Origin of the sequence: Marinobacter alexandrii (assembly GCA_039984955.1) — a bacterium.
GTDB lineage: Bacteria > Bacteroidota > Bacteroidia > Cytophagales > Cyclobacteriaceae > Ekhidna.
The window spans coordinates 554667-580039 of the sequence record JBDWTN010000007.1 but is presented as its reverse complement, the minus strand read 5'-3'; the positions used below and the strand labels follow the sequence as shown (position 1 = coordinate 580039).

Annotated in this window: 16 protein-coding genes; 12 read left to right on the top strand and 4 right to left on the bottom strand. The window is 40.1% G+C overall.

The genetic code is table 11. From position 1 onward, the window contains the following. Positions 1-44 precede the first annotated feature (44 nt). The 7 genes from ABJQ32_08950 to ABJQ32_08920 all read left to right on the top strand — a co-directional run bounded on the left by ABJQ32_08950 (position 45) and on the right by ABJQ32_08920 (position 14419). A complete protein-coding gene (locus ABJQ32_08950) occupies positions 45-1595 on the top strand; it encodes a PglZ domain-containing protein (protein ID MEP5289764.1) in 1551 nt (516 codons plus the stop codon). Beyond that, positions 1592-2011, top strand: a complete 420-nt coding sequence (gene tsaE, locus ABJQ32_08945) for a tRNA (adenosine(37)-N6)-threonylcarbamoyltransferase complex ATPase subunit type 1 TsaE (protein MEP5289763.1) — start codon at positions 1592-1594, stop codon at positions 2009-2011. The genes ABJQ32_08950 and tsaE overlap by 4 nt, the downstream gene beginning before the upstream one ends. Further along, positions 2008-3234: an alanine dehydrogenase gene (locus tag ABJQ32_08940; GenBank protein ID MEP5289762.1), complete on the top strand. Its 1227-nt coding sequence runs from the start codon at positions 2008-2010 to the stop codon at positions 3232-3234. The genes tsaE and ABJQ32_08940 overlap by 4 nt, the downstream gene beginning before the upstream one ends. A 136-nt stretch (positions 3235-3370) precedes the next feature. Further along, a complete protein-coding gene (locus ABJQ32_08935) occupies positions 3371-5350 on the top strand; it encodes a methyl-accepting chemotaxis protein (protein ID MEP5289761.1) in 1980 nt (659 codons plus the stop codon). A 263-nt stretch (positions 5351-5613) separates the two neighbouring features. Further along, positions 5614-8502, top strand: coding sequence for a histidine kinase dimerization/phosphoacceptor domain -containing protein (locus ABJQ32_08930; GenBank protein ID MEP5289760.1), 2889 nt, complete (start codon positions 5614-5616; stop codon positions 8500-8502). Positions 8503-8611: 109 nt separating this feature from the next. Beyond that, complete coding sequence (locus ABJQ32_08925) at positions 8612-9355, top strand: response regulator (GenBank protein ID MEP5289759.1); 744 nt, start codon at positions 8612-8614, stop codon at positions 9353-9355. A gap of 117 nt (positions 9356-9472) precedes the next feature. Next, complete coding sequence (locus ABJQ32_08920) at positions 9473-14419, top strand: LamG-like jellyroll fold domain-containing protein (GenBank protein ID MEP5289758.1); 4947 nt, start codon at positions 9473-9475, stop codon at positions 14417-14419. A 188-nt stretch (positions 14420-14607) separates the two neighbouring features. On the opposite strand, the gene ABJQ32_08915 is transcribed toward ABJQ32_08920, so the two are convergent. Continuing rightward, a complete protein-coding gene (locus ABJQ32_08915) occupies positions 14608-14781 on the bottom strand; it encodes a hypothetical protein (protein ID MEP5289757.1) in 174 nt (57 codons plus the stop codon). A gap of 365 nt (positions 14782-15146) precedes the next feature. Next, a complete protein-coding gene (locus tag ABJQ32_08910; GenBank protein ID MEP5289756.1) occupies positions 15147-17813 on the bottom strand; it encodes a valine--tRNA ligase in 2667 nt (888 codons plus the stop codon). A gap of 125 nt (positions 17814-17938) precedes the next feature. Here ABJQ32_08910 and fahA point away from each other — a divergent pair, with 125 nt between their 5' ends. Both fahA and ABJQ32_08900 read left to right on the top strand, forming a co-directional pair. After that, positions 17939-19207, top strand: coding sequence for a fumarylacetoacetase (gene fahA / locus ABJQ32_08905; GenBank protein ID MEP5289755.1), 1269 nt, complete (start codon positions 17939-17941; stop codon positions 19205-19207). A 95-nt stretch (positions 19208-19302) separates the two neighbouring features. Next, complete coding sequence (locus tag ABJQ32_08900) at positions 19303-20187, top strand: flavin reductase family protein (protein ID MEP5289754.1); 885 nt, start codon at positions 19303-19305, stop codon at positions 20185-20187. 12 nt (positions 20188-20199) lie between these two features. Here the strand turns inward: ABJQ32_08900 and ABJQ32_08895 are convergent, their stop codons facing one another. Both ABJQ32_08895 and ABJQ32_08890 read right to left on the bottom strand, forming a co-directional pair. Further along, on the bottom strand, positions 20200-21120 hold the full coding sequence (locus ABJQ32_08895) for an NAD-dependent epimerase/dehydratase (protein MEP5289753.1): 921 nt from the start codon (positions 21118-21120) through the stop codon (positions 20200-20202). 35 nt (positions 21121-21155) lie between these two features. Then, complete coding sequence (locus ABJQ32_08890; protein MEP5289752.1) at positions 21156-21809, bottom strand: phosphoadenylyl-sulfate reductase; 654 nt, start codon at positions 21807-21809, stop codon at positions 21156-21158. 104 nt (positions 21810-21913) lie between these two features. On the opposite strand from ABJQ32_08890, the gene ABJQ32_08885 reads away from it, so the two are divergent. The 3 genes from ABJQ32_08885 to ABJQ32_08875 all read left to right on the top strand — a co-directional run bounded on the left by ABJQ32_08885 (position 21914) and on the right by ABJQ32_08875 (position 25334). Further along, the gene (locus ABJQ32_08885; protein MEP5289751.1) at positions 21914-22324 is read left to right on the top strand and encodes a 6-carboxytetrahydropterin synthase; all 411 of its coding nucleotides are present in this window, start codon (positions 21914-21916) and stop codon (positions 22322-22324) included. Next, positions 22287-22982, top strand: a complete 696-nt coding sequence (folE, locus tag ABJQ32_08880; GenBank protein ID MEP5289750.1) for a GTP cyclohydrolase I FolE — start codon at positions 22287-22289, stop codon at positions 22980-22982. Before ABJQ32_08885 ends, folE begins: the two co-directional genes overlap by 38 nt. A 93-nt stretch (positions 22983-23075) precedes the next feature. Next, a complete protein-coding gene (locus ABJQ32_08875) occupies positions 23076-25334 on the top strand; it encodes a sodium-translocating pyrophosphatase (protein MEP5289749.1) in 2259 nt (752 codons plus the stop codon). Positions 25335-25373 lie beyond the last annotated feature (39 nt).

Below are 25373 nucleotides of genomic sequence, written 5' to 3'. Positions count from 1 at the left end.
AGCGTTTGTAGTTTACTTAGCACTCCAATGCTAAAACTGAATTAATGCAGCAATTTAAAATCTTATGGGCGGACGATGAAATTGAGCTGCTAAAGCCTCATATTTTATTCCTTGAACAAAAAGGATATCAGCTTACTCCGGTAAATAGTGGGTCCGATGCGCTGGAAGAGATCGATCACAATCATTTCGATATTGTATTCCTGGATGAGAATATGCCTGGAATGAGCGGGCTGGAGACACTCAACTACATCAAGTCTACTCATCCTAATCTTCCGGTGGTGATGATTACGAAGAATGAGGCGGAGGAAATCATGGAGGAGGCCATAGGCGCCAAGATTGCTGATTATTTGATCAAGCCATTGAACCCTAGTCAAATACTTCTTTCAATAAAGAAGATCTTAGATAACAAACGAATCATTTCAGAGAAGACTAACCAGGGTTACCAAAAGGACTTCCAGCAGTTGGCGATGGGAGTGATGGATGCGCAAGATCACAACGATTGGATGGAAATCTATCGTAAACTGGTGTATTGGGAGTTGGAACTGGATGAGACACAGGACAAAAGCATGGTAGAGGTGCTGAATGCACAGAAAGTTGAGGCTGATGGTAATTTTTCAGCATTCATTACCTCCAACTACGAAGATTGGATTACCGATCCAGACATTGATCGGCCAATGCTTTCACACAATCTTCTTAAGCAGAAAGTTTTTCCAGAAGTCGGAGACGACCCTGTGTTTTTAATTGTGATTGACAACCTTCGATATGATCAGTGGAAAGTGATTGAGCCTGAAGTCGCCGAGCTGTTTAATGTTGATTCTGAAGAGATGTATTTCTCTATTTTGCCTACAACCACTTCGTATGCCAGAAACGCTCTTTTCGCTGGATTAACTCCTATGGAAATCGCTCGTCGTTATCCTGATTTATGGGTTGGTGAAGAGGAAGATGAAGGAAAAAATCTAAAGGAACGAGAATTACTTGAAGCTAATTTGGCTCGAAATCAAATGAAAGAACGATTTAGTTATCATAAAATACTAAGAGCTGAAGAAGGGAAACAATTGAGTGAGAATATTCCCAACTTGATGAATAACAATTTGAATGCCATCGTATTCAACTTCGTGGATATGCTATCACATGCTCGTACGGACATGCAGATGATTCGAGAACTTGCTCCAGATGAATCAGCCTATCGTTCATTGACTAAATCATGGTTCACACACTCATCACTTTATGATACGCTAAAGTCACTAGCCGATAAAAAAGTGAAAGTGATGATTACAACTGATCACGGGACAATCAGGGTAAATAAAGCGCAAAAAATTGTTGGAGACCGGAGTACAAATACAAACCTTAGATATAAAGTGGGTAGAAACCTGGCATTTAATGAAAAATCAGTCTTCTTCACCCGTGATCCTGAGAGATTCGGACTTCCAAAAGAGCACGTAAGTTCATCATACGTCTTCACAAAGGATGATCACTTTTTTGCTTACCCGAACAATTTCAATCATTATGTACGCATGTATAAGGATACTTTTCAGCATGGTGGCATTTCCATGGAGGAAATCATGATTCCGTTCATTACGCTTTCGAATAAATGACCATCCCTAACTATAATGAAGATGAACTACAAGAAGTAGCCAGGAAGTTAGTCAGCAATTTTGGTGACATAAAGGTCTGGTGTTTTTATGCAGAAATGGGTACAGGTAAAACCACACTTACAAAAAAAATATGCAAAGAGATTGGGGTGGAAGACGAAATGAGCTCGCCAACTTTTTCTATCATAAACGAATATCAAACCAATAAGGGAAAAGATGTTTATCACTTTGATTTTTACCGATTGAAGGATCTCAAAGAAGCGGTTGATGTTGGAGTTGAAGACTATTTATTCTCAGGAAATTTTTGCTTACTAGAGTGGCCTCAAATCATTGAGCCACTTTTGCCTGATGAATACCTGCAAATAAACATTAAATTAGTAGGTGATAACACCCGATCACTAACTGCACAACCTAAATGAACGAATCGTCAAAATCTGGATTTGCGAAGTTGGCTCAAGAACAGACGCTTTACCCTCAGGAAGCTCCAGCGAAAATTTCCAAAAAACATCAAACCCTTCAAATTGGTGTGCCTTGTGAAGTTGCAGACCAAGAAAAACGCATGCCTATCAAGCCATCTTCTGTTGGCGTTTTAATAGCCAATGGTCACGAAGTTGTGATAGAATCAGGAGCAGGAGAGTCCTCCAATTTTTCTGATAAAGAATACAGTGAAGTTGGAGCAAGAATTGTCTATAGTGCCAAAGAAGTTTTTGAAAGTCATGTAGTGTTAAAGGTAGAGCCTCCTACACTAGATGAGATTGAGATGATGAAATCTGGAAGTACATTGATATCTGCTTTTCAGGCTGGGAAACAAAATGCTAAATACCTGGAGGCGATAAACAAGAAAAAACTCATAGCTATTGGATATGAATTCATTCAGGACAAAGTAGGAGGATTGCCATTGGTAAGGGCGATGAGTGAAGTGGCTGGGAGTACGGTGATGGTAATTGCAGCGGAGTACTTGAGTAGCTCAAGCAATGGGAGAGGAGTAATCCTGGGAGGAATAACTGGCGTACCACCAACAAGGGTAGTGATAATAGGAGCAGGAACGGTTGCGGAATTTGCTGCCAGAGCAGCGTTGGGTCATGGAGCAGAAGTTCGTGTGTTTGATAATCAGATTTATAAAATGCGCAGACTCAAGCATACGTTAGGGCAAGAAATATATACTTCGACTTACGATCAAAGCTTGTTGGAAAAAGAAGTGAGAGAAGCAGATGTACTCATAGGCGCTGTTCGCTTTGAAAAAGGACAAAGCAAAATGTTGGTCACTGAAGATATGGTCATGAGTATGAAGCCAGGATCAGTGATCATAGATGTGAGTATCGATCAAGGAGGTTGTATCGAAACTTCCGAACTCACCAACCACAAGAAGCCCGTTTTTGTGAAACATGACGTAACTCATTATTGTGTTCCTAATATTGCTTCCAGAGTAGCTAGAACCGCTTCCCTTGCAATTTCTAACATCTTCACGCCCATCTTACTGGATGCCGGAGACTGTGGAGGATTTGATGAAATGATCTATACACACCCATGGTTACAAAAGGGGGTGTATTCCTATAAAGGAAGTCTTACAAATCTTGGTCTAGCTAAACGTTTCAATCTGGCTTTTAAAGATATTAGTTTGTTTATGGCAGCTAGGATTTAGTTAATCAATGGTAATAAGATTGATGATTGTCAATACGGCAACAGAATCTTATTTATTTCTGATATACCTAGGAGAAAAGAAAAACTTTAATTCTTTTTAAAGCCTCACTATCTAACTATTAAGACTATCATTATTTATGAACTGGTTTAAAAGAGAAATTCTCTATGCTGGAACAAATTCCGGTATGCAGGATATTATTAAGAATCGCATATTCTATGCTAACTGCCTAATTGTTTTTCTATTTCCCTTATTAGCTATTTTAAGTGCTGTTCAAATTGTATCAGGAGTTCCTGAAGCGGCACTTGAAACACTTTCACTCATTCCGGTTCCTGTTATTGGGTATATACTTATAAGATTAGGTTATCATAAATACGGTCGGTTATTCTTACTGTTCGGGGTAGCTCTCTACTTAATACTATCATTTTATTATTTCAACCTTCAATTCATTGCCAAAGGAATAGATGCTGGTATCATGCGCTTACCAACTACTAAGTTGCATTTGTGGCCAGTAATTGTAGGTACAGCCGTGATATTTGATTTTAAGAGAGAAAGGCTTTTTTTTAATGTGACACTGATAGGACTGTTTTTGAGTTATCTGTTTTTTGATCAAATTCAGTCTGTGTTAGGCTTGCCAATCTCAGAACTACCTTTCAAAGATCCTTCACTGTTTAAATACAATATTTCAACGACGGCTACCTCTTTTATCATTCTTTTTGAACTCTACCTTTTAGTATCTATCAATCAAAAGTTTGAACAAAGCATTGTTGAGCAGACTGAACAACTAAAAATAAAGAGTGATGAATCGGATCAGCAACGAGTAGAGCTTGAGAAACAACAATCAAACCTTTTGAATGCTGTAAGTGAGACGGAAAGAATAATTAGTAAGGTTGTGGAGACTGGTAATTACAGTTTGAAGATGGAGACAGACTCGCATACGGGAGAATGGCGTAAACTCGGACAATCAATCAACAATCTTTTTGATTCATTATTAAAACCATTTAAGGAATTGGATCGAATTATCAATCATCTGGCAGAAGGAAATCTAAAAGAACGATATCTTCAGGAAAGTAAGGGAGAGGTGCTTGAGCTATCGAATAATCTTAATATGGCGCTGGATAATGTTTCTGAGTTAATAAATGACATTGTACAGCAGGCAGAAAACATTAAATCAATTGCCCACACAAGTAACGAAAATAGTGAGCAGGTAAGTCTTCAAATTACGGAGATGTCTCAGGTTATCTCCGAAATTAGTGTTGGTGCGGGGAGTCAGGTTATGCAGGTGAATAATACTTCAGCATTAGTTGAAAATATCATGGATTCTTCCAAAGGAGTAAGTAATCAAGCAAATGCAATAAATAATGAATCATCTAATGGGGTAGAAAAAAGTAAGAACGGAGTTGAAACCATTGAGAAAGTTGGAAGTAGCTTTCAGGATGTTTTGTTGTTTTTTGACAAGAGCACAGAGTCAATTAATAATTTATCTAAGTACTCTTCAGAGATATCTGGGATACTCAATATTATTCAAAGTATTGCTTCACAAACAAACCTACTTGCACTAAATGCTGCGATTGAAGCAGCTCAAGCAGGCGATGCTGGGAAAGGCTTTTCAGTGATTGCCGATGAGATAAGGAAGTTAGCTGAGCAGTCCCAAAGTTCTGCAAAGGAGATTGAAAACCTGGTGGTTAATGTTCAAAAGTCAGCTACAGAAACGAGTAAGTTCATTTCGGATATGAATGGAGTAGTAAAAGAAGGAGAAGGTTCCGTTAAGAATGCTCAAACATCGTTTAGCGAAATCTTGGAAAGTTACAATACAACATTCAACATCTCGAATGATATTGTAAAGTCTACGCAAAAGCAGACGAATGATATCAAACAGATTGTTTCATTGATCGAACAGATTGTGGTGATTTCTGAGGAAACGGCAGCTGGGTCTGAGGAGGCAGCATCCTCTGCAAAGCATGTTGCCGATATCATGCAGAGCTATCATGACCTTTCATACGATATCTCTCAGATTGCAGAAGAGCTAACTGATAAAACCGGGAGGTTTTCATTGAGAGGAAAGAAACAGCAGTCTATAGAAGATAATGAAATTTTGGAAGAAGGGTTGATCGGATAGCATTGCTCATCAGCCTTGAACTTCCATCAATGAGATAAGATTGTGTAGGTAAGTCAAACATAGACTTTGTCAAGAGACTTCAATCAAATTATACCCTAGCGGAGAAGTAGGCCTAAAAGATCTTAAAGTAAGATATCTTTATAATTGGTGTTGAATTGTCTTTCAGTGATGAATATTGAAAATTCAATGATGAAATACTTCTTTTCTGTGATTTCACACGTATTGCGTCTCTTCAACATATAATAAGGTAAAAAATATCTAGATTGGCTCCAATTGTGCTACAATTCAGATATATATTATTCTTATACGGAATTTTTCCTTTCATAGTATTTGGACAGTATAAATACCCTCATCGGTATTTTGATCCCCGAGAATATCAGTCGGATCGTGAAATCTTTAGCATAGATCAATCAGAAGATGGAACCATGTACTTTGGCACAGGAACCTCAATATTACAATATGATGGAGAAAGGTGGAAGGAAGGCATTATTCCAGGCAAGAAGGCTATTTTTTGGTTAAAGGTTGAGGAAGAAAAAGGTCGAATATATGTAGGTTCTGAAAAGGAGTTCGGCTACTTTGATTTTGAACTTGTTTATTTTTCATTGAGTGATAAGTTGGATGCTAGCACTTCTGATTTTGGGAATATATGGGAAGTAGATCTCTCAAGTCATGGCGTATATTTTCGCTCTTCCAGGTACATTTTCAGATATTACAGGGATGAACTTACCCTCATCGATGGAATTGGCCCGATAGAATCTCCTTTTGATATCATTTTTACCTTGAACGACACAATCTATACAAGACTGAGAGAAGTTGGTTTGGCTACCATCTATGATGGTAAATTGGAAGTTATCGTAGATGCAGAAAGATTTGGCTACAAGTGTAATGCTTTTGTTCCTCACCCCGAAGGGATACTCATTGCAACTAGATCCAATGGGTTGTTTCTCTATAAGAATAAAAATTTAAAACCCCTAGACGTAGAGGTAAATCAATATCTGAAAGAACATCGAGTTTATCATGCTACTGCACTATCCAACGAATATTTTGCATTTGCTACGCTAAGCGGAGGGGTCCTCATTATGGATCAAAATGGTAGGCTGGTGGATTTGATAAAACAGGATAATTATGGCGTTTACGAAGGAACCGGATATGTATTTGAAGATAGTCGTTCTGGTCTTTGGATAGGAACAAAAAGGGGGATGGCATACATAGACATTAACAGCCCCGTTCGATATTATCAATTGGATGGGATTACAGAAGTCACCTCTACTCATTTTTTTGAAGGAAAACTACACATAGGCTCGCTGAATGGAATCTACGTCCTGGAAGAAGGAAAATCCGAACCAGAAAAGGTGAGGGGATCTCCAAACCTTGTCAAAAGAATCTTTGAATGTGATAATATGCTTATAGCAACCGATTTATCATATTTTTTTCAGATAGAAGGACTCGAGGCAAAAGAACTGTTTTATCCTCCTTTTACCAGCTTGACCCCCATTACTTCCAATCAATATGATTATGCAGGTGGAGGTCAGGAAGGGATTTATTTTTTAAACAAAGACCCGGAGTGGGTATTGACAGACAAGGATGAGGGAACAATTAAGAATGTAGACGATCTGATCGAATACGATAGTTCACTCTGGGGTATCTCATCAAGTAGCGGACTGTTCAGGTATGATCAGTCTGAAACACGTTACGACATTACAGAATGTAATGCATTGGATATCTACAAGGAGGCCTTAATTGCTACTGCAGATGATGGGTTTTATACCTATGATTCCTCAATGGATCAATTCAGGCCGTTTCAGGAGCTCAATCAGTTTCTTCCTGATCTGTATTTGGAGGTTGAGGATTTTTATATGGAGGGAGATAGCACATGGTTGTTGTATTTCAATGAAGAAAAAATATTAACAGGTGATATCTTCATTAATGACTCTCTGATATGGAAATTACCACTTTTTGATGCAAGAATCGAGGAGAATGTGGAGGTTCAATTAAAAGATGGGTTACTGATAGTTACAAACGGAGTTGACATTTTTCACTTGAATACGAACCTTTTCAAAAATTTTTCCAAATCAGCCATTAAAGCATCCATTTCTGCTGATCAGTTTTTGAGTTCATCCGAAATTCCGTATGCACAAAATAAGTTACGCTTTGACTTTGCTGTGAAAGCAGTTTACACCAATGGAGATAACTATTATAGATATCGTATTGATGGATATAACAACGATTGGTCTTCGTGGAGCACACAAAACTACATGGAAATCACAAACCTGTTTGAAGGTGATTATGACCTTCTTCTCGAGGCGAAGACACCCGATCGTTCTATCTTGTCTTCCTCACTTTCTTTCTCAGTCTTGCCACCTTGGTACCGTACCTACTGGGCGTATGGGTCTTACCTGTTTTTCTTGAGTCTATTTGTTTGGAGATTTGTAAAATGGCGCTCTTCATATCTCGAAGATGAGCGTAATAAACTGGAAGACCTGGTGGCTGATCGAACCTCTGAAATTATTGCTCAAAAAGCCACAATCGAGCAATCATTGAAAGAAAGAGAAGTGCTTTTGAGGGAAATACACCATCGAGTAAAAAACAACCTGCAAGTAATCTCGAGTATTTTTAACATGCAGTTGAAAGAAGCAAAAACTGACGAGTTGAAAAAACTGATCAATGATGGTCAAAGCAGGATTAAAACCATGTCCTTGATCCATCAAAAGCTCTATCAAAGTGATAAACTGGATGCCATTGATTTGAACGATTATGCAAATGGACTGATCAGTCAAATAGGTCAATTATATGGTAAAAAAGAATGTCAGATAAAACATGAGGTTGTTGTTGAGAACATACATCTGGATATTGATACAGCTATTCCAGTAGGTTTGATTCTGAATGAACTCCTTTCCAATTCCTATAAATATGCCTTTGACGAAGGACAGGGACATATCTCGATTCATATTGAAAAGGCAGATTCAGACAGCTATCAATTAGCATATTGTGATGATGGAAAAGGATTTCCTGATGGATTCGACCTTGAAAAAGGTGAATCACTGGGATTACGGCTTGTATCCATATTGGCTCGGCAATTGAAGGGGACAATGGAATTCAAAAATGGAAATGGAGTCTCTTTCACTATTGCTTTTAAAACGGTTGATTCGTAGTTTTTTGGATTATCCTGTCTGTTTTTTCAAGTAGCTATTTATCTTAGGAAATGGACTTTTATCTGCAATAAGTATAAACAGACTGTAAATGGGGTGATCAGCTATTACTATGAATAAAGTCAGAATTCTAATTGTTGAAGATGAACTTATCATTGCAGAGGATATGAAAGATATCCTGAAGGATTTAGGATATTCCGTTGTGGGCATCACAGGTCAGGAAGATGAAGCCAAAAGAATGCTGATTGCTACTGAACCTGATTTAGCTATTCTGGATATTACACTAGGCAAGAATCAAAGCGGATTGGAAATTGCGGACTTCATTAATCAGAATGTATTCATACCTTTTGTTTTTTGTACCAGCTATGCAGACAAGAATACGGTAACAAAAGCTAAAGACCTGCATCCTAATGGATACTTGATTAAACCTTTCAATAAAGATGATCTTTATTCAGCAATTGAAGTTGCCCTCTCCAATTTTTCACTCAAGCCGGAATCAGAAGATAAAGGATATCAGGATGTGAAAAACCTGATAATGAAGGATTCACTTTTTATAAAAGAAGGTAGTGTCTATCAAAAAGTGACCTTTCCGGAGATTATGTGGGTAAGTCCCGAGGGAAACTATTCCATTATTCACTTGAAAGGGGATAGTAAATTTGTCGTCCGGATGCCCCTTAAAGACTTTCATGCACAGTTGCCCAAAGATCGATTTTTCAGAACCCATCGTTCGTACATTGTGAATGTCGAGCAGATATCTGCCATCAATAGCAACAACGTATTTGTGGATGGAAATGAAATACCGCTAGGCAAAAGCTTTAGGGATGTTTTACTTAGTCAGCTGCGCAAACTCCAGTAGAAATTTCATCGTCTTCTTTTGTTCTTCCATACACATAAATCCTTCGTTCATCCCACATAATTGATATGCCTCATGGTGGCCCCTAGCTTCGAATAGAAATCAAAAGCTATAACTGCCATGAAAAAGAATTTAATACTCTTTTTACTTGTAATCATTACAACACAAGTCCATGCACAATGGAGGTTTTTTATGACATGGGGTAATGGAGCCATCACCATAACCAGGACTGCTGGAGACTCAGGGGTGGACTCTCCCACACACCTTGATATCTTGCGATCAACAACAGGGGCATTCGGTAGCTTCACTCAGATTGCTTCATTACCTTACAGCAGCTCAGGAAATTATGATTGGGTAGATCCTGAAGCAGTTGATGAAACCCTCTATTATTATAAGGTACGGGAGCGGAATGACCGTAGCGGTATCATAGGTCCTCTGACCATCGACAGCCGTTTAGGCCAAGCCTTACTCCGGCCTGCACAGCTTTCTGTCTTTCCAGGTGATGAAAAGGTTAGGGTGACAGGCACCTTTCCTGATGGTCGTTCAGGAAGATGGGCACAAGCAGAACTTTATAGAGGAACGACAAACCCACCTACCAACCTTCACGCCTCTGTGCCTATGCCTAACGGGCGCAGTTTCGACTGGGTAGATACTCAGGTGGAGAATGATGTTCGATACTACTACCGGCTAAAAATAATAAGGGACTGGAGTATCGGTAGTGAAACTCCCTTTTCAAGTGTAGTGGAAGCTGTTCCCATGGGTAGCCCTTTTGGCCCTATCGCTGCTATTGCGTATACGGATAGTGTTTCGGTTCGGTGGATTGGCGATGTTGATTTACCTAATGATGCTGTGAGGTCATATGAAGTATGGAGGAAAGTCGGAGACGAAACCCTGCAGTTGCTCACCACAGTCGCCAAAGAAGATACCTCCTACATGGATAAATCTGTAACCTCAGGTGAGGTGTATACCTATGAGGTACGATCGATAAAAAATTCGGTGCTTCGTTCTGAAACGGATGTGGTGAAGCCAGCAAAAGATTTCGATCGTAATTTGATCCTGGATGGTACAGGTGAAATTCAGATTTCAGATGCTGGTTTATTTTCAGGCAACAATAGCAGTGGAACGATCGAGTTCAGGATGAAGGCAGCAGCCAATGATATCACATCAACAAACGGTCATTCCATTTTAAGCAAGCACGATCAGGGCGGTTCTCTTAACGGGTTTAATTTCTTACTAACAAATTCGGGTCTACGTGTAGATATTAAAGATGGCGATGGGAATGTACAGCGTATCACTGCGCATAACAATACAGATGTGGCTGATGATCAATGGCATCATGTCGCACTTTCCTATTCATGGGGTGGTGTCACAACACTTTATATCGATGGAGAAGATCAAGGAACCATAAACAACACACCAATGATTAATTTATCTGCAGAGCCATTCAGAGTGGGAGGAAGCCCAGATAGCTTTTGGGAGCCTTTCGTAGGAATGATAGATGAGCTCCGAGTTTGGGACCAGGCCTTGAACCAGACTACAATATCAAATTTACAAGGTAAACGAGTTCTGGGTGACGAGCAGTGGCTGTCAGGGGTTTGGCGATTTGATCTTCCACTGACAGAGGGAGTTGTTTACGATGATGGGGTCAATAGCTTCAATGGTATTGTACAAGGAAATCTGACACTTAGTGATCCTGAATCCAGTACGGCCTATGCTTCATATGATAACGGAGAGGTGACCCTCAATTGGGATTTTCAGCTCAATACACCCATCACGGATTTTCTGATCACCAGAAGACAGATAGGATCGGCAGATGATCCGGTTGGAAATCCAATTTTCATCCAAAATCCTGTCACCTCTGCTGCCAGTGGTTCTTTGGTAGACAACAAACCTGTGCTAATGGGTGCAGAGTATGAATACATTGTGGAGGCAAAAAACGGGGTTACAGTACTAGCAACGGCCACAGATGTAATCGTCGCAAATGATGATCTTGGAGGTAGACTTTTTCTACCTTCGTCTCAAAATGGGTTTGTAGAAATCAATGAAGGCATTACCAACAATCAAACAGGTACGATTGAGTTCCGCTTCAAATCCTCCCAGGTACCCCAGGCTGGGGAGTCTGTAAGCCTACTTAGCCGGCACGGCGTGTCGGGTTCCAACAACGGCTATAATTTCATTCATACTGCTTCCAACTTATATGCACAAATAAAGCAAGGAGGAGTATCTACTAATTTATCAGGTACTGAAAACCTGCTGGATGGAGAGTGGCATCACGTGGCACTAGTTCATGACTGGAATGGAGTAAATCAGCTTTACATCGATGGAGTACTTGTGGCTACTGAGACCGTTTCGAATATTAGCATAGCCGATGAGCCACTTCGTATAGGCAAAAGCATTGATGATTTTTGGTCATCATATAATGGTCAAATAGATGAGCTACGACTATGGAGCAAGCAGCTGACAGCTAGTGAGATAATGGCTGGAAAAGATATTCGCTTACCAGGAAGTACGACTGACCTGGCAGCTGTTTGGCATTTTGATGAACAAAAAGGGTATTCTACTGCCCGCGATGAAGGAGCCAACAACTTCGATGGTACACTACAGGATGGCGCTTTTTTCAACCAGGATCCAGGAGCACTTTCCTTTAGCTCTCCTACAGGAGGATTTATGGAAACAGCAGGTAATGGAGGAAGAATGGAAGGGGCTATGGTTATTACTGTGGAGGGAAACTTTTTCAAGATCCCAGATAACCCGGAACGACTAATAGCAAGTAATTTATTTAACTTTCCTCAAAAGATCATTGTAAGACCGCCAACGGGAGGTTCTTTTCAAGCGGATCTTACAGAAGGTCTCACCCCTTTGCTACAAGTGAGTCCGGATGGTACTTCAGCCACACTTCAGTTTGAAGGTCAGGCAGACCATCATATTGCTGAGTATTCTATCATAGATTTTCGTATTGAACTCAATTCAGATGTTTTTTTAACAGACAATGCAGTGATCGGTTCTAATGGCGGTAATACGGGGATTCCTTACACGCTTAGGGATAATACGATACCGACACTAACTAATCCCATTTCGGATATTGAGATAGCGGCTGATGATCATGCGATGGATCTAAATTTAGACAACTATTTTTTCGATCCGGATTTCGATCAGAATCTTGAATACATCATTGAAACGAACAACGACATAGTTTCCACATCACTTGTTGGCTCACTTCTGTTATTCGGACCTACAGCTGCCGGAAGTGGATCAACGGAGATACAAGTTACGCTTATTGACAATAACGGCGGAGAAGTTTCAGACACCTTTATCGTAGACATAACAAAGCTTCAGCAATTCATCTATTTAGATCCCATTCCAATCCTTGATCTGGCTAATGGTGATAATCAAATTTTGTTATCGGCAACAGCCACCTCTGGTCTGCCTGTGCAATTTGATCTAGTATCTGGTGACGCGTCTATTGATAGTAATATTATTACCGTAAATAGCGTAGGTCTTTTTGAAGTATCTGTTAGTCAAGCTGGGGATGAAACCTATGAACCTGCAGAAACTTTAACCGTCCTTTTTACGGTAGTGGACAGTAGGAGAGATGATCAAATCATCACGTTTACAAGTGACTTGACGGGACTCACTTATGGAGATGCAGCCATTACTTTAACAGCCTCAGCTTCATCAGGACTGGACGTTTCTTACAACAGTACCGGGCCTGTCGAAATCAATGGAACAACGCTAAGTATATTAGGCGCAGGAGAGGCGAGTGTTACGATCAATCAGTCAGGAAATGAAAACTACAATCCTGCAATTGTAATCATTAACTTCACCATTGAGAAAAAGCTCCTCGTAGCAACAGCAGATGATAAAATCATGACCTTTGGGGACGACCTGCCGGGATTTACCATCTCTTATACTGGGTTTGTACAAGGAGAGGACGAGATGGATATTGATGTGTTGCCTGAGTTGCGATCTTTAGCTACCGTTTCCAGTGATGTAGGAATATACAATATTGAAGTCTTTGATGAAGGTTTCGACGATAACTACACATTTGATCATGTGAGTGGCACACTTACGATCAACAAGGCCGATCAAGTGATCATCTTTACACCCCCTGCTGATTTGGACATTGCTCAAACAGATAGAATAACACTTTCTGCATCTTCTGCCTCTGGACTGGATATCAGATTCGAATTGCTTGAGGGCATTGGGACCATACAAGAAAATGTGGTAACTGCTGATGAAACAGGAGTTTTTAGAATCATGGCTATTCAGGAAGGGAATATCAACTATAATCCAGCCACTCCTGTCATTCAATCCTTAATTGTTACTGACTCCAACAAAGAGAATCAGACCATCACTTTTGAGCAAATAACAGATGCAGTCTATGGTGATGTGATCGAGTTGAACGCCACATCCAGCTCAGACATGAGTGTAAATCTGGAAGTACTCAGTGGTCAAGGTATCTTGAGTGGCAACATTCTAACATTAACAGGATTGGGGAGCTATGAAATTGAAGCCACGCAGGAGGGAAGTAGTGAGTTCAACCCGGCACCCATTGTTACCATGAGTTTTGAAGTATCTAAAGCTACTCTCACGATCACAGCAGAAGATAAAACCATTGCCGAAGGCGATGCAATCCCGGAGTTAACGATATCTTATGATGGATTCAAATTAGATGAAGATGCATCTGTGCTTGAAGCTGAACCTTCAGCTAGTACAACCGCTACAGCATCAAATCCAGCTGGAGTGTATGCAATTGTACTTACAGGTGGATCGGATGACTTATATGAATTAAATCTTGTAGATGGAATATTAACCATTGAAAGCGAACCGGTATTGGGAGTCGTTGATGTTGAGGTACGGGTTTATCCCAATCCAGTGATACATAAACTTCAGGTAAAGGGAGGTGAAATAGAACGTATGCGACTGCTCACCATGGATGGGAAACTGCTCCAATCTCTTGAGAATGCCTCTACGATGGATGTATCGAATCTGAAACAAGGTAATTACATCCTTCAACTGATCGAAAGAAAGGGAGAGATATCCACCCACTTGATCATTAAGAATTAACTAAGGAGCAAGGCTAATGGCAGTTTTGCAAGCGACCCTCGAGGAGGGTCGCTTTTTTTGTGTCGTAATAAGAATGTCATACCGGCTGAAATACGAATGCCGGCATCTTCATTCTTCTGTTTTTCTACTCCTCTCTACGCATTGAAGTCACCATTGCTCGCAATAGCGAGCTTCCTCAAAATCTCGTGTTAGCATGTGGGTTGGCTGGATTGATTTTGAGAAGGGGTTTTTGTTTCTTTTTGGCCCTGCAAAAAGAAAGGAACTAAAAACTCGGCAGATTCGCTTTCAATAACCTCAATTTCGAAATGTGTCGCTTCAATACCATTTTTTAGTGCTTGGTTCAGCAATATTCCAAAATCCATCAAGAGATATTGAGTCATAATATTCTTGAGTCACCTCAATGAGCATTTGTTTTCTTACAGGGAAATCCTTTTTGAATAAAATGATGAAATAATGCTGATTTTTGCTAAACTGCTTCTTTAATCGAGAATTTTTAGAGATAGAGAGTACATGTTCACCTTTAAGAATTTTCAGCTTCACATATGATTTATCAGGCAATTTTGATCTTAATAATCCATCTACAGAAACTTTGCTGTATCCTGGAATATTGAAACAGCATCTATCCTAATGATATTAAGAGTGGTGCTATCTGATAATGCAGATTGCCCTTGGGATAAGCCTGGGAAGCAGCCAATAATTAAAGCAAAGAGAAAAGCTCTCACAATTTTCACAGACTCGCCAAGCTCTCTTCCAGCGTCTTCATCTTCGCTTCAGCATCCGCAAGCTTCTTGCGCTCCATTGCTACCACTTGTTCTGGTGCCCCATTCACAAATTTCTCGTTGGATAGTTTTTTCTCTACAGATTTCATGAAACCTTTGGTGTAGTTCAGTTCTTCTTCGATCTTTTTCTTCTCTGCTTCAATGTCGATATTCTCTGTAGCAGGAATGAAGAATTCGTCAGAACCAATCACAAAGCTGAATGCATTTTCTGGCTTGTTGCCATTTGCAATGTTTGAGAGATTGCCCAGTTTTTGTAAGGACTCACCAATAGAAGCTATTGCTTTAGAATCTGTAGTTAGTTCTAATACCTCCTTAGGAGAGATGCCTTTAGAGTTTCGAATGTTTCGAATACCAGAGGTAATCTCAAACAAGAGATCAGCCTCTTTTAACACATCTTCATCAAATTGTTCTGGTTTAGGCCACTCAGCTACAATGATTGCTTCGCCATCCTTACGGTCTTTCAGCTCATGCCATAATTCTTCAGTGATGAAGGGCATAAATGGGTGAAGCAACTTCAATACTCGTTCAAACAATTCAATAGTGGCTGCATGTGTTTTTGTATCAATTGGCTGGCCATACTCCGGTTTGATCCACTCGAGGTACCAGCTGCAGAAGTCATTCCATATCAGCTTGTAGGCTGTCATCAACGCATCAGACATACGGAACTTAGAGAAGTGATCTTCCAGTTCTGCTAGAGCCTTGTTTAGCTTATTTTCAAACCAGGTGATGGCTTGTACATTCACTGCCGGTTGTGATGCATCACTGATTTCCCATCCTTTCACCAATCGGAAAGCATTCCAGATTTTATTAGAGAAATTTCTTCCTTGTTCTACCAGCTTTTCATCAAACAATAAGTCGTTTCCTGCAGGCGAACTGAACAACATCCCAGTTCGCACCCCATCCGCTCCAAATTGCTTGATTAGATCTAATGGATCAGGCGAATTCCCCAATGACTTGGACATCTTTCTGCGCTGCTTGTCTCTAACAATTCCTGTTAAATACACATTCTTAAACGGCTTTTCATCCAGGTATTCATATCCCGCAATCACCATTCTTGCCACCCAGAAGAATAAAATTTCTGGTGCGGTCACCAACGTCTGAGTAGGGTAGAAGAAGTTTAGATCTTCGTTCTTGCTCTTATCAATCTTGCCGGTTTCTTTGTCGAAGCATTTATCGTTGAAGCCATCAAAAACTGCAATTGGCCAAAGGTTGGAAGATGCCCAGGTATCCAATACGTCTTCATCTTGCTTTAAATCGTCTGCAACCAGACTACTATTTCCTGTTGCCTTTCTAGCCTCTTCAACTGCCTCATCAATGTTATACGCAACTACAAAATCATTTTCATCTTCACCATAATAATATGCGGGAATACGCTGACCCCACCACAGTTGGCGAGAGATACACCAGTCACGTACATTCTCCATCCAATGATTGTAGGTATTCTTGAATTTTGCCGGAAAAAGTTGGATTTCATCGTCCATCACCGCCTTGTGCGCTTTTCTCGAGATGTCTTTCATCTTGATGAACCACTGCAATGAGAGCTTCGGCTCTACGACAGAGTTGGTTCGTTCCGAACGTCCAATCTTGGTAATGAACTCTTCTTCTTTCACCAAGATTTCAGCGGCCTTTAAATCCTTTACGATCATCTTGCGCACCTTGAACCGATCTTCACCTACATACTTATCGATTTCACATTTCTCGTTCAATGTTCCATCCAGATTGATGGTGTCAACGGTATCCAGACTGTGTCGTTGACCAATTTCATAGTCATTGGGATCGTGAGCAGGAGTCACTTTCAGACAGCCAGTACCAAAATCCAATTCTACATAATCATCACCAATAATTGGGATCTCTCGATTGATGAAAGGAACCAATGCTTTCTTGCTGATCAAATGTTTGAATCGTTCATCACTAGGATTTACCGCAATACCTGTGTCACCCATGATGGTCTCCGGTCGCTGAGTAGCAATCGTCACAAACTCCTCCGAGTCTTTGATCCGATACTTTACATGATAAAGAACTGCCTGTTCACCGTCTTCTTTGTAGATAACCTCTTCATTGGAAATGGTTGTTTGTGCTTCTGTATCCCAATTAACCATTCGTAAGCCACGATAGATGTAGCCCTTCTTAAATAAATCTACAAACTGTTTGATTACCGCATCATGATAGTTGGGATCCATGGTGAATCCAGTACGCTCCCAGTCGCAGGATGCGCCAAGTTTCTTTAATTGTTCTAGAATAATACCCCCATATTTCTCTTTCCATTCCCAGGCATGCTTCATGAACTCATCTCTAGATAGATCTGATTTCTTGATGCCTTGTTCACGTAGCATACGCACCACCTTTGCTTCTGTAGCAATAGATGCATGATCTGTACCAGGAACCCAGCAAGCTTCTTTACCTTCCATTCGTGCTTTTCTCGTCAGAATGTCCTGAATAGTATTGTTGAGCATATGGCCCATGTGCAGGACACCAGTGACGTTTGGAGGAGGAATGACGATGGTGTAAGCTTCTTTGCCGGTTTTTGGTGTAGCGTGAAAGAAGTTTTGATCCATCCAGTACTGGTACCATTTGTCCTCTACTTGGGTCGGGTCATATTGTGCGGAAATGCTCATCGAAACTTGTTCTTCTTATTAAAATTTTTCAGCCTGCAAATTTAGTTGCTCTCACACTTCTTTTAGCCCTTGGCTAAAGGATTTATGCCTTGCATATTTGTAGTATTAAAAGTAAAATGGAAAAAATGGAAATAGCAGCAAATAATCCTAAGCTTAAATCATGGGTTGAGATACCTGAAAACTCAGACTTTCCTATCCAGAACTTGCCATTTGGCATATTTAAGAAGGATGGAGCACGCAGGACTGGAGCAGCCATTGGCGAAAAAATTGTTGACCTAGCTGGACTGCAAACACATGGATTATTAGATGGGCTAGGGCTCCCAGGAGGAATATTTGAACATGAAGTATTAAATAGCTTTCTGAAATTAGGAAAAGTGATGGGGCGTACTGTCCGCAATCGAATTTCTGAATTACTTCAGGAAGGAAACGAAGAGTTAAAAAGTCATTACCTGTTGGGATCACTTCTAGTAGATCAAAGCCATGTGCGAATGTGCCTTCCTGTGCAGATTGGAGACTATACTGATTTTTATTCCAGCGAGCAGCATGCCTTCAATGTGGGTTGTATGTTTCGTGATCCTGATAATGCGTTATTGCCTAATTGGAAACATATACCAGTAGGATATCATGGAAGATCGTCCTCAATTATTGAGTCTGGTATTCCAATCCACAGGCCCAAAGGGCAACAAAAGCCGAATGACGATGAGCCTCCAGTTTTTGGGCCGTGTAAACTTCTGGACTTTGAGTTAGAGACCGCTTTTATTACATGTGGCTCAAATGAGTTAGGAGAGTCCATCCCTGTGGACAAAACTGAAGATTATATTTTCGGGATGGTTCTTTTCAACGATTGGTCTGCCCGAGATATACAGAAATGGGAATATGTGCCGCTTGGGCCATTCTTGGCAAAGAACTTCGCATCATGTATTTCTCCTTGGATTGTGACATTGGATGCGCTCGAGCCATTTAGAATTTCTGGACCTAAGCAAGAACCAAAAGTGTTGCCGTATCTACAATATAGTGGAAACAAGCATTTTGATATTGATTTGGAGGTAGCGATCCAGCCGGAAGGCAGTGAAGAAAAGGTGGTAGGAAACTCTAATTTCAAATACATGTATTGGAATATGGCGCAACAATTGGCACATCAAACAGTAAATGGCTGTAATATCAATACGGGAGATATGTACGGCAGTGGAACAATCTCTGGACCAGAGTCAAGTCAGTTTGGGTCTATGCTAGAGATCTCCTGGAAAGGAACTAAGCCTGTAGCTATGCCTGATGGAAGTGAACGGAAGTTTATTCAAGATGGAGATACGGTGATCATGAGAGGGCACGCGGAACAGAACGGTATTCGCATTGGTTTTGGTGAAGTATCAACTAAAGTATTGCCAGCAAAGTAAATTATTGTAAGTCATTGCGAAGGAAGAATGACTGAAGCAATCTCTCTATTGATGAGATCGCTTCGTACACTCGCGATGACGATAAGGAAATAACTATGACAATCGACCCAAAAGACATACCTGTACCGCAGCTCCATGGACACCTTCTAAGTGCAGTAGCTCCAAGACCTATTGCATTTGCTAGCACAGTAGACAAAAACGGAAACGTGAATCTGAGCCCATTCAGTTTTTTCAATGTATTTAGTGCAAACCCTCCAATCTTGATATTTTCTCCCGCTAGAAGAGGGCGTGACAATACCATAAAGCATACACTTGAGAATGTGAAAGAGAATGCGGAGGTAGTTGTTAATGTGGTCTCCTATGATATAGTGCAACAGATGTCGCTAAGCAGTACCGAGTATGAGAAAGGGGTGAATGAATTTGTGAAAGCAGGATTTACTGAAGTGAAGTCTGAAAGAGTAAAGCCACCTAGAGTGAAAGAGGCACCTGTTTCATTGGAGTGCAAAGTCATTGAAGTAAAGTCATTGGGTGAACAAGGCGGTGCTGGTCAATTGGTGATTTGCGAAATCCTTTTGATGCACATTGCAGATCATGTATTGGATGAAAACGACAGAATCGATCCGAATAAAATTGATTTAGTAGCAAGAATGGGTGGAAATTGGTATGCTAGAGCGAAAGGAGATGCACTTTTTGAGGTAGCGAAACCTCTGACGACCATTGGAATAGGGGTAGATGGAATACCTGATAGAATCCGCTTAAGTACTGTTCTCACAGGTAATCACTTAGGAATGCTTGGTAATGTGGAATTACTACCTACCAAAGAAGAAGTAAAAGATTTTGAAAACGAACCTGAAGTACGAGCCATTTTCGATTCTTTTGATGATGATGAAAATATTTTGCTTGAGCTACATAAATTAGCCGCTGATCTACTCAATGATGGAGAAGTAGAGACCGCTTGGAAAGTTTTGATGATGGAGTGACTATAGAAATAGCTAAAAAGCAAACCTTTGCTTGAACTCTTCCAGCTCAGCTTTCAATTCGCTAGATTCAAATTTTTCGATTTGATCAAATAATACACTTTTAGGGCTAATCTTTAGTTCGCGCAAATTCATGTGCTGATTGGTGAATATGAATTCTAGCGAAGGGTAAATTTCTTTGAGTACATCTACAATGTCAAGAATTTGTAAATTCTTGTCCACCAAATTGTAGGTTCCACTTTTGACCTCTTTTAGCACTGTTTGAGCAAGTGAATGACATAAAGAATCTACATGAATAAATGCTCTGGATTGTTTGCCATTGCCATTGATTTGAATACGATTCACAAAATTGGCATCAAACATGAATCGATTAATAACTGCATCGAAGCGCATCGATTTACTATAACCGTAGACATTTCCACCTCGAATATTGATGGCGTTTTTCTTTTCAGCCAATCGGTTTACATGCTCCTCCCCTCTAAGTTTTGATATCCCATAAAAGGTTGATGGAGCTGGGGTGGTTGATTCATCAGCTATTTGTTCACTAGCTCCATAAACAGATGTACTACTTAAATAAATAAACTTTGAAATATCAGACTCCTCTGCGCAGTACACAACTTCTGCAGTTCCCCAATGATTGACCTGCTCGTAGAAGTGAGGATCTGTATTTGCAAAAGGAGTGGTAACAATTGCTGCTAGATGGACAACAACGTCCACATCTTTCATTAATTTTTTTAATTGGCGAGTGTCTAAAATATCTCCACGAACAGAATGGATTTTATCGGTATGCTCATAAGTTTTGCCCAGAAAAAAATTGTGATGACCTTTACTTAAGTTGTCATACACAGTGATTTTCTCTATTTCTGGATGAACAACTAGGTGTTTTACCAGTTTGGTTCCAATATATCCGGCTCCTCCGGTGATAAGTACTTTCATTTATTTTTATTTGTCAGGTTGAGCTTAGCGAAACCTTATTTTACGAGATCAGTGTGGAGTCCACACTCTACTTTATTCAATCCAAACCATCTGGCTTCTCGCTCCTGCATATCTAAATCCATTTTTCTAGTGCAGGGCTCGCACCCAATGCTGATATATCCTTTTGCATCCAAAGGGTGTTTAGGGAGATTATGCTCCTTTGCGTAAGCAAATATTTTACGATTATCCCAATCTAGCATTGGATGAAAACGAATGCTGTCAAAAGGAGCAGACTGTTCTACTTTCATGGCCTTTCTCACTGCACTTTGGTCACCACGAACGCCATTAATCCAGACGTCATGACTAGCAAGTACTGATTCCATTGGTTGTGTTTTGTTCAAATAGCAACAGTGATCAGGATCTGTGGTGAACATCAGCTTGCCATTCGTTTCACGTTGCATATTCTTTGGGGTATTGGGTTTTAAATCAACTATTGTCAATCCCAACTGAGTCGCTATTTCATCTCTAAACGACACAGTTTCTGGAAAAAGATACCCTGTGTTGATAAAATAAACAGGGATGGAATTATCTATTTCGCTGAGTATGTGCAACATTGGAATACTATGCGTTTGAAAGGAGGAGGTAGTGAATAATCGTTTACCTTCTTTTTGATATTTCTCAATTTTTTTCCTGATTTCTACTATTTCCATAGAGTGAAGTTCAAGGCAAAACAAACGCACGCTTAAATAAATTCATAGCCTTTGGAAACATCTTTATTAAAAGCGTTGTTATAGGGTCCAGTAATTTCGCATTTATGCCAAGAGTATCTATCAATAGAAAAGAACATTTCAACGCCGCTCATAGATTATATAATCCTGATTGGAGCGATGAAAAAAACGAATCGGTATTTGGAAAATGCAATAACCCAAACTGGCATGGACATAATTACGAAATCATAGTCACATTGACTGGGGAAGTTGATCCCGATACAGGATATGTATATGATATGAAGAAGTTAAGCGACCTTGTGAAAGAACAGGTATTGAACCGATTCGATCATAAAAACCTTAACCTAGATATAAAAGAATTCCAAAACCTCATTCCGACTGCCGAGAATATCGTGAAAGTCATTTACGACCTTCTAAGAGATAAAATCGAAGAGAAGTACGAGATGAAAATAACGCTTTATGAAACAGAAAGAAACTTCGTCGAATACCCGTCCTGAAGAAAACGATGAATTTGCTGATCAGCATATAGGATCATCCTATGATACTCCATTGCGTCCCGATGCATTTGAGCAGGATGATGACTTGAAGATTGAGCTTATCTCAAAGCATTTCAAGGAGATTATGCAAATTCTAGGTTTGGATCTTGAAGACGATAGCTTGGCAGGTACACCTAAGCGAGTAGCAAAGATGTATGTTCAAGAAGTTTTTTCAGGATTAAACCCGAAGAATAAACCCGAGGTTAGATTATTTGAAAATAAGTATCAGTATGATCAAATGCTCGTAGAAAAAGAAATAACATTCTACTCTCACTGTGAGCATCATTTCGTTCCAATTTATGGCAAAGCACATGTCGCTTATTTTCCTAATGGGAAAGTGATAGGTCTTTCTAAAATCAACCGCATTGTTCAGTATTATGCTAAAAGGCCGCAGGTTCAAGAAAGACTCACCGTACAAATTGGAAACGAACTAAAGTCCCTACTAAATACAGACGATATTGCAGTGGTGATGGATGCTTCACATATGTGCGTTTCATCACGCGGTGTGAATGATACGAATAGCCAAACTGGAACAGCTTTTTTTGATGGTAAATTCAAAGATCAAAATTTTAAAAATGAATTTTTGAATTATATCAATTCGAGTGCACATTCGACATAAGCACGGAAGCACTCTAAAGTTCATACAATGGTTTTCTATAAAAGCTAGTTGACTTACCTTTGCGCACTGTTTTTGAAAACCATTTAAAAAATCATGGATAAAATAATCTATTTAGTGCCTGCTCTTGGGCTTCTCGGTCTTCTTGTGATGATCATCAAATCCCGATGGGTATATAAACAAGATGCTGGAGATGAGAAAATGCAAAAACTTGCAAATTACATCAGAGAAGGGGCATTGGCATTTCTTAGTGCAGAATACAGAATACTAGCAATATTCGTAGTTATTGCTGGAGCTCTTTTAGGAGTTATTTCAATGATGGTAGAAACCACACACTGGTTCATCATAGTTGCATTTGTAATTGGTGCTTTCTTTTCAGCATGGGCAGGAAACATCGGAATGCGAATTGCAACCGCAGCAAACGTAAGAACTACGCAAGCGGCAAGAACAAGCCTTCCTCAGGCTTTGAAAGTGTCATTTACTGGTGGAACCGTGATGGGACTTGGAGTAGCTGGACTTGCAGTATTTGGATTAAGTGTAATGTTCATCTTTCTATTTCACTTCTTTATGGGCGGTCAGTGGACTACAAATGGAGTAAATGATATGACTATCGTACTTGAAGCACTTGCAGGTTTTTCTTTAGGTGCAGAGTCTATCGCACTATTCGCTCGAGTTGGGGGTGGAATTTACACAAAAGCAGCTGACGTTGGCGCTGACTTGGTTGGTAAAGTAGAAGCTGGTATCCCTGAAGATGATCCAAGAAATCCAGCAACCATTGCAGATAATGTCGGAGATAATGTTGGTGATGTGGCAGGTATGGGAGCTGATCTTTTTGGATCATACGTAGCAACAGTACTCGCTTCAATGGTACTTGGTAACTATGTGATTAGGGATATGGGTGGGTCAATCACCGATGAATTTAATGGCATTGGACCAATCTTACTTCCATTGGTGATTGCCGGTCTAGGAATTATCTTCTCTCTTTTTGGAACACTATTAATTAAAGTATCCGGAGATAATCCTAAAGAGACACAAGTACAAGCTGCTTTGAATAAAGGAAACTGGGGTTCAATTATTCTTACCGCAATTGCTTGCTGGTTCCTAATTGATCTAATGCTTCCTGCAGAAATGACTATGGTATTCTTTGGTGAAGGAAGCTTGACTGTTACTTCGGTAAATGTTTTTGGAGCTGTACTAGTAGGTCTATTTGTAGGTGGAGCAATCTCATACTTTACTGAGTATTATACAGGTTTAGGTAAAAAACCAGTACTTGACATAGTACAAAACTCTGCAACAGGTGCAGCGACAAACATTATAGCTGGACTTTCCACTGGGATGATTTCTACATTCGCTCCAATTCTTCTTTTCGCAGGTGCGATTTGGGGGGCATATGAGCTGGCTGGATTTTATGGAGTAGGTATAGCTGCTTCCGCTATGATGGCGACTACTGCTATGCAGTTAGCAATTGACGCATTCGGTCCCATCGCCGATAATGCAGGAGGAATTGCCGAAATGAGTGAATTGCCAGATGAGGTAAGAGAAAAGACTGATATTCTTGATTCCGTTGGTAATACAACTGCTGCGATAGGTAAGGGATTTGCAATAGCATCCGCAGCATTGACAGCATTGGCGCTTTTTGCAGCTTATGTAACATTCACAGGGATTGATGGAATTAATATTTTCAAAGCGGATGTCCTTGCTGCACTATTTATAGGAGGTATGGTTCCAGTGGTATTCTCAGCGCTTGCAATGAGGTCGGTAGGTAAGGCTGCCATGGAAATGGTGAAAGAAGTAAGACGTCAGTTCAAAGAAATTCCGGGTATCATGGAAGGTACTGGACAGCCTGAATATGGTAAGTGTGTAGATATTTCTACAAAGGCAGCTCTGAGAGAAATGATGCTGCCTGGCGCAATAACAATCATTGCTCCAATTCTAATCGGTTTCTTAATGGGTCCTGAAGCACTAGGTAGCTACATGGCTGGGGTTGCTGTGTCAGGTGTATTGTGGGCTATATTCCAAAACAATGCAGGCGGTGCATGGGACAATGCTAAAAAGTCTTTCGAAGCTGGAGTACTAATAGATGGTGAAATGACTTACAAAGGATCAGAAGCTCATAAAGCTGCAGTGACTGGAGATACAGTAGGTGATCCATTTAAAGATACTTCAGGACCTTCAATGAATATTTTGATTAAATTGACCTGTCTGGTTGGACTTGTAATTGCTCCAATCTTAGGAGAAGTCTACGGAACAGGGGCACATGCTGCAAATGACACGGAAGTAAAAGAAATCAAGCTTTCAGAAACGGAAGTTGCTGAAATAGAAGAAGTAAAAGCAGAAGTAAGTATTGCTGAGTAGAGCATTTAATAAAATATTTGAAACCTCGATCATTCGATC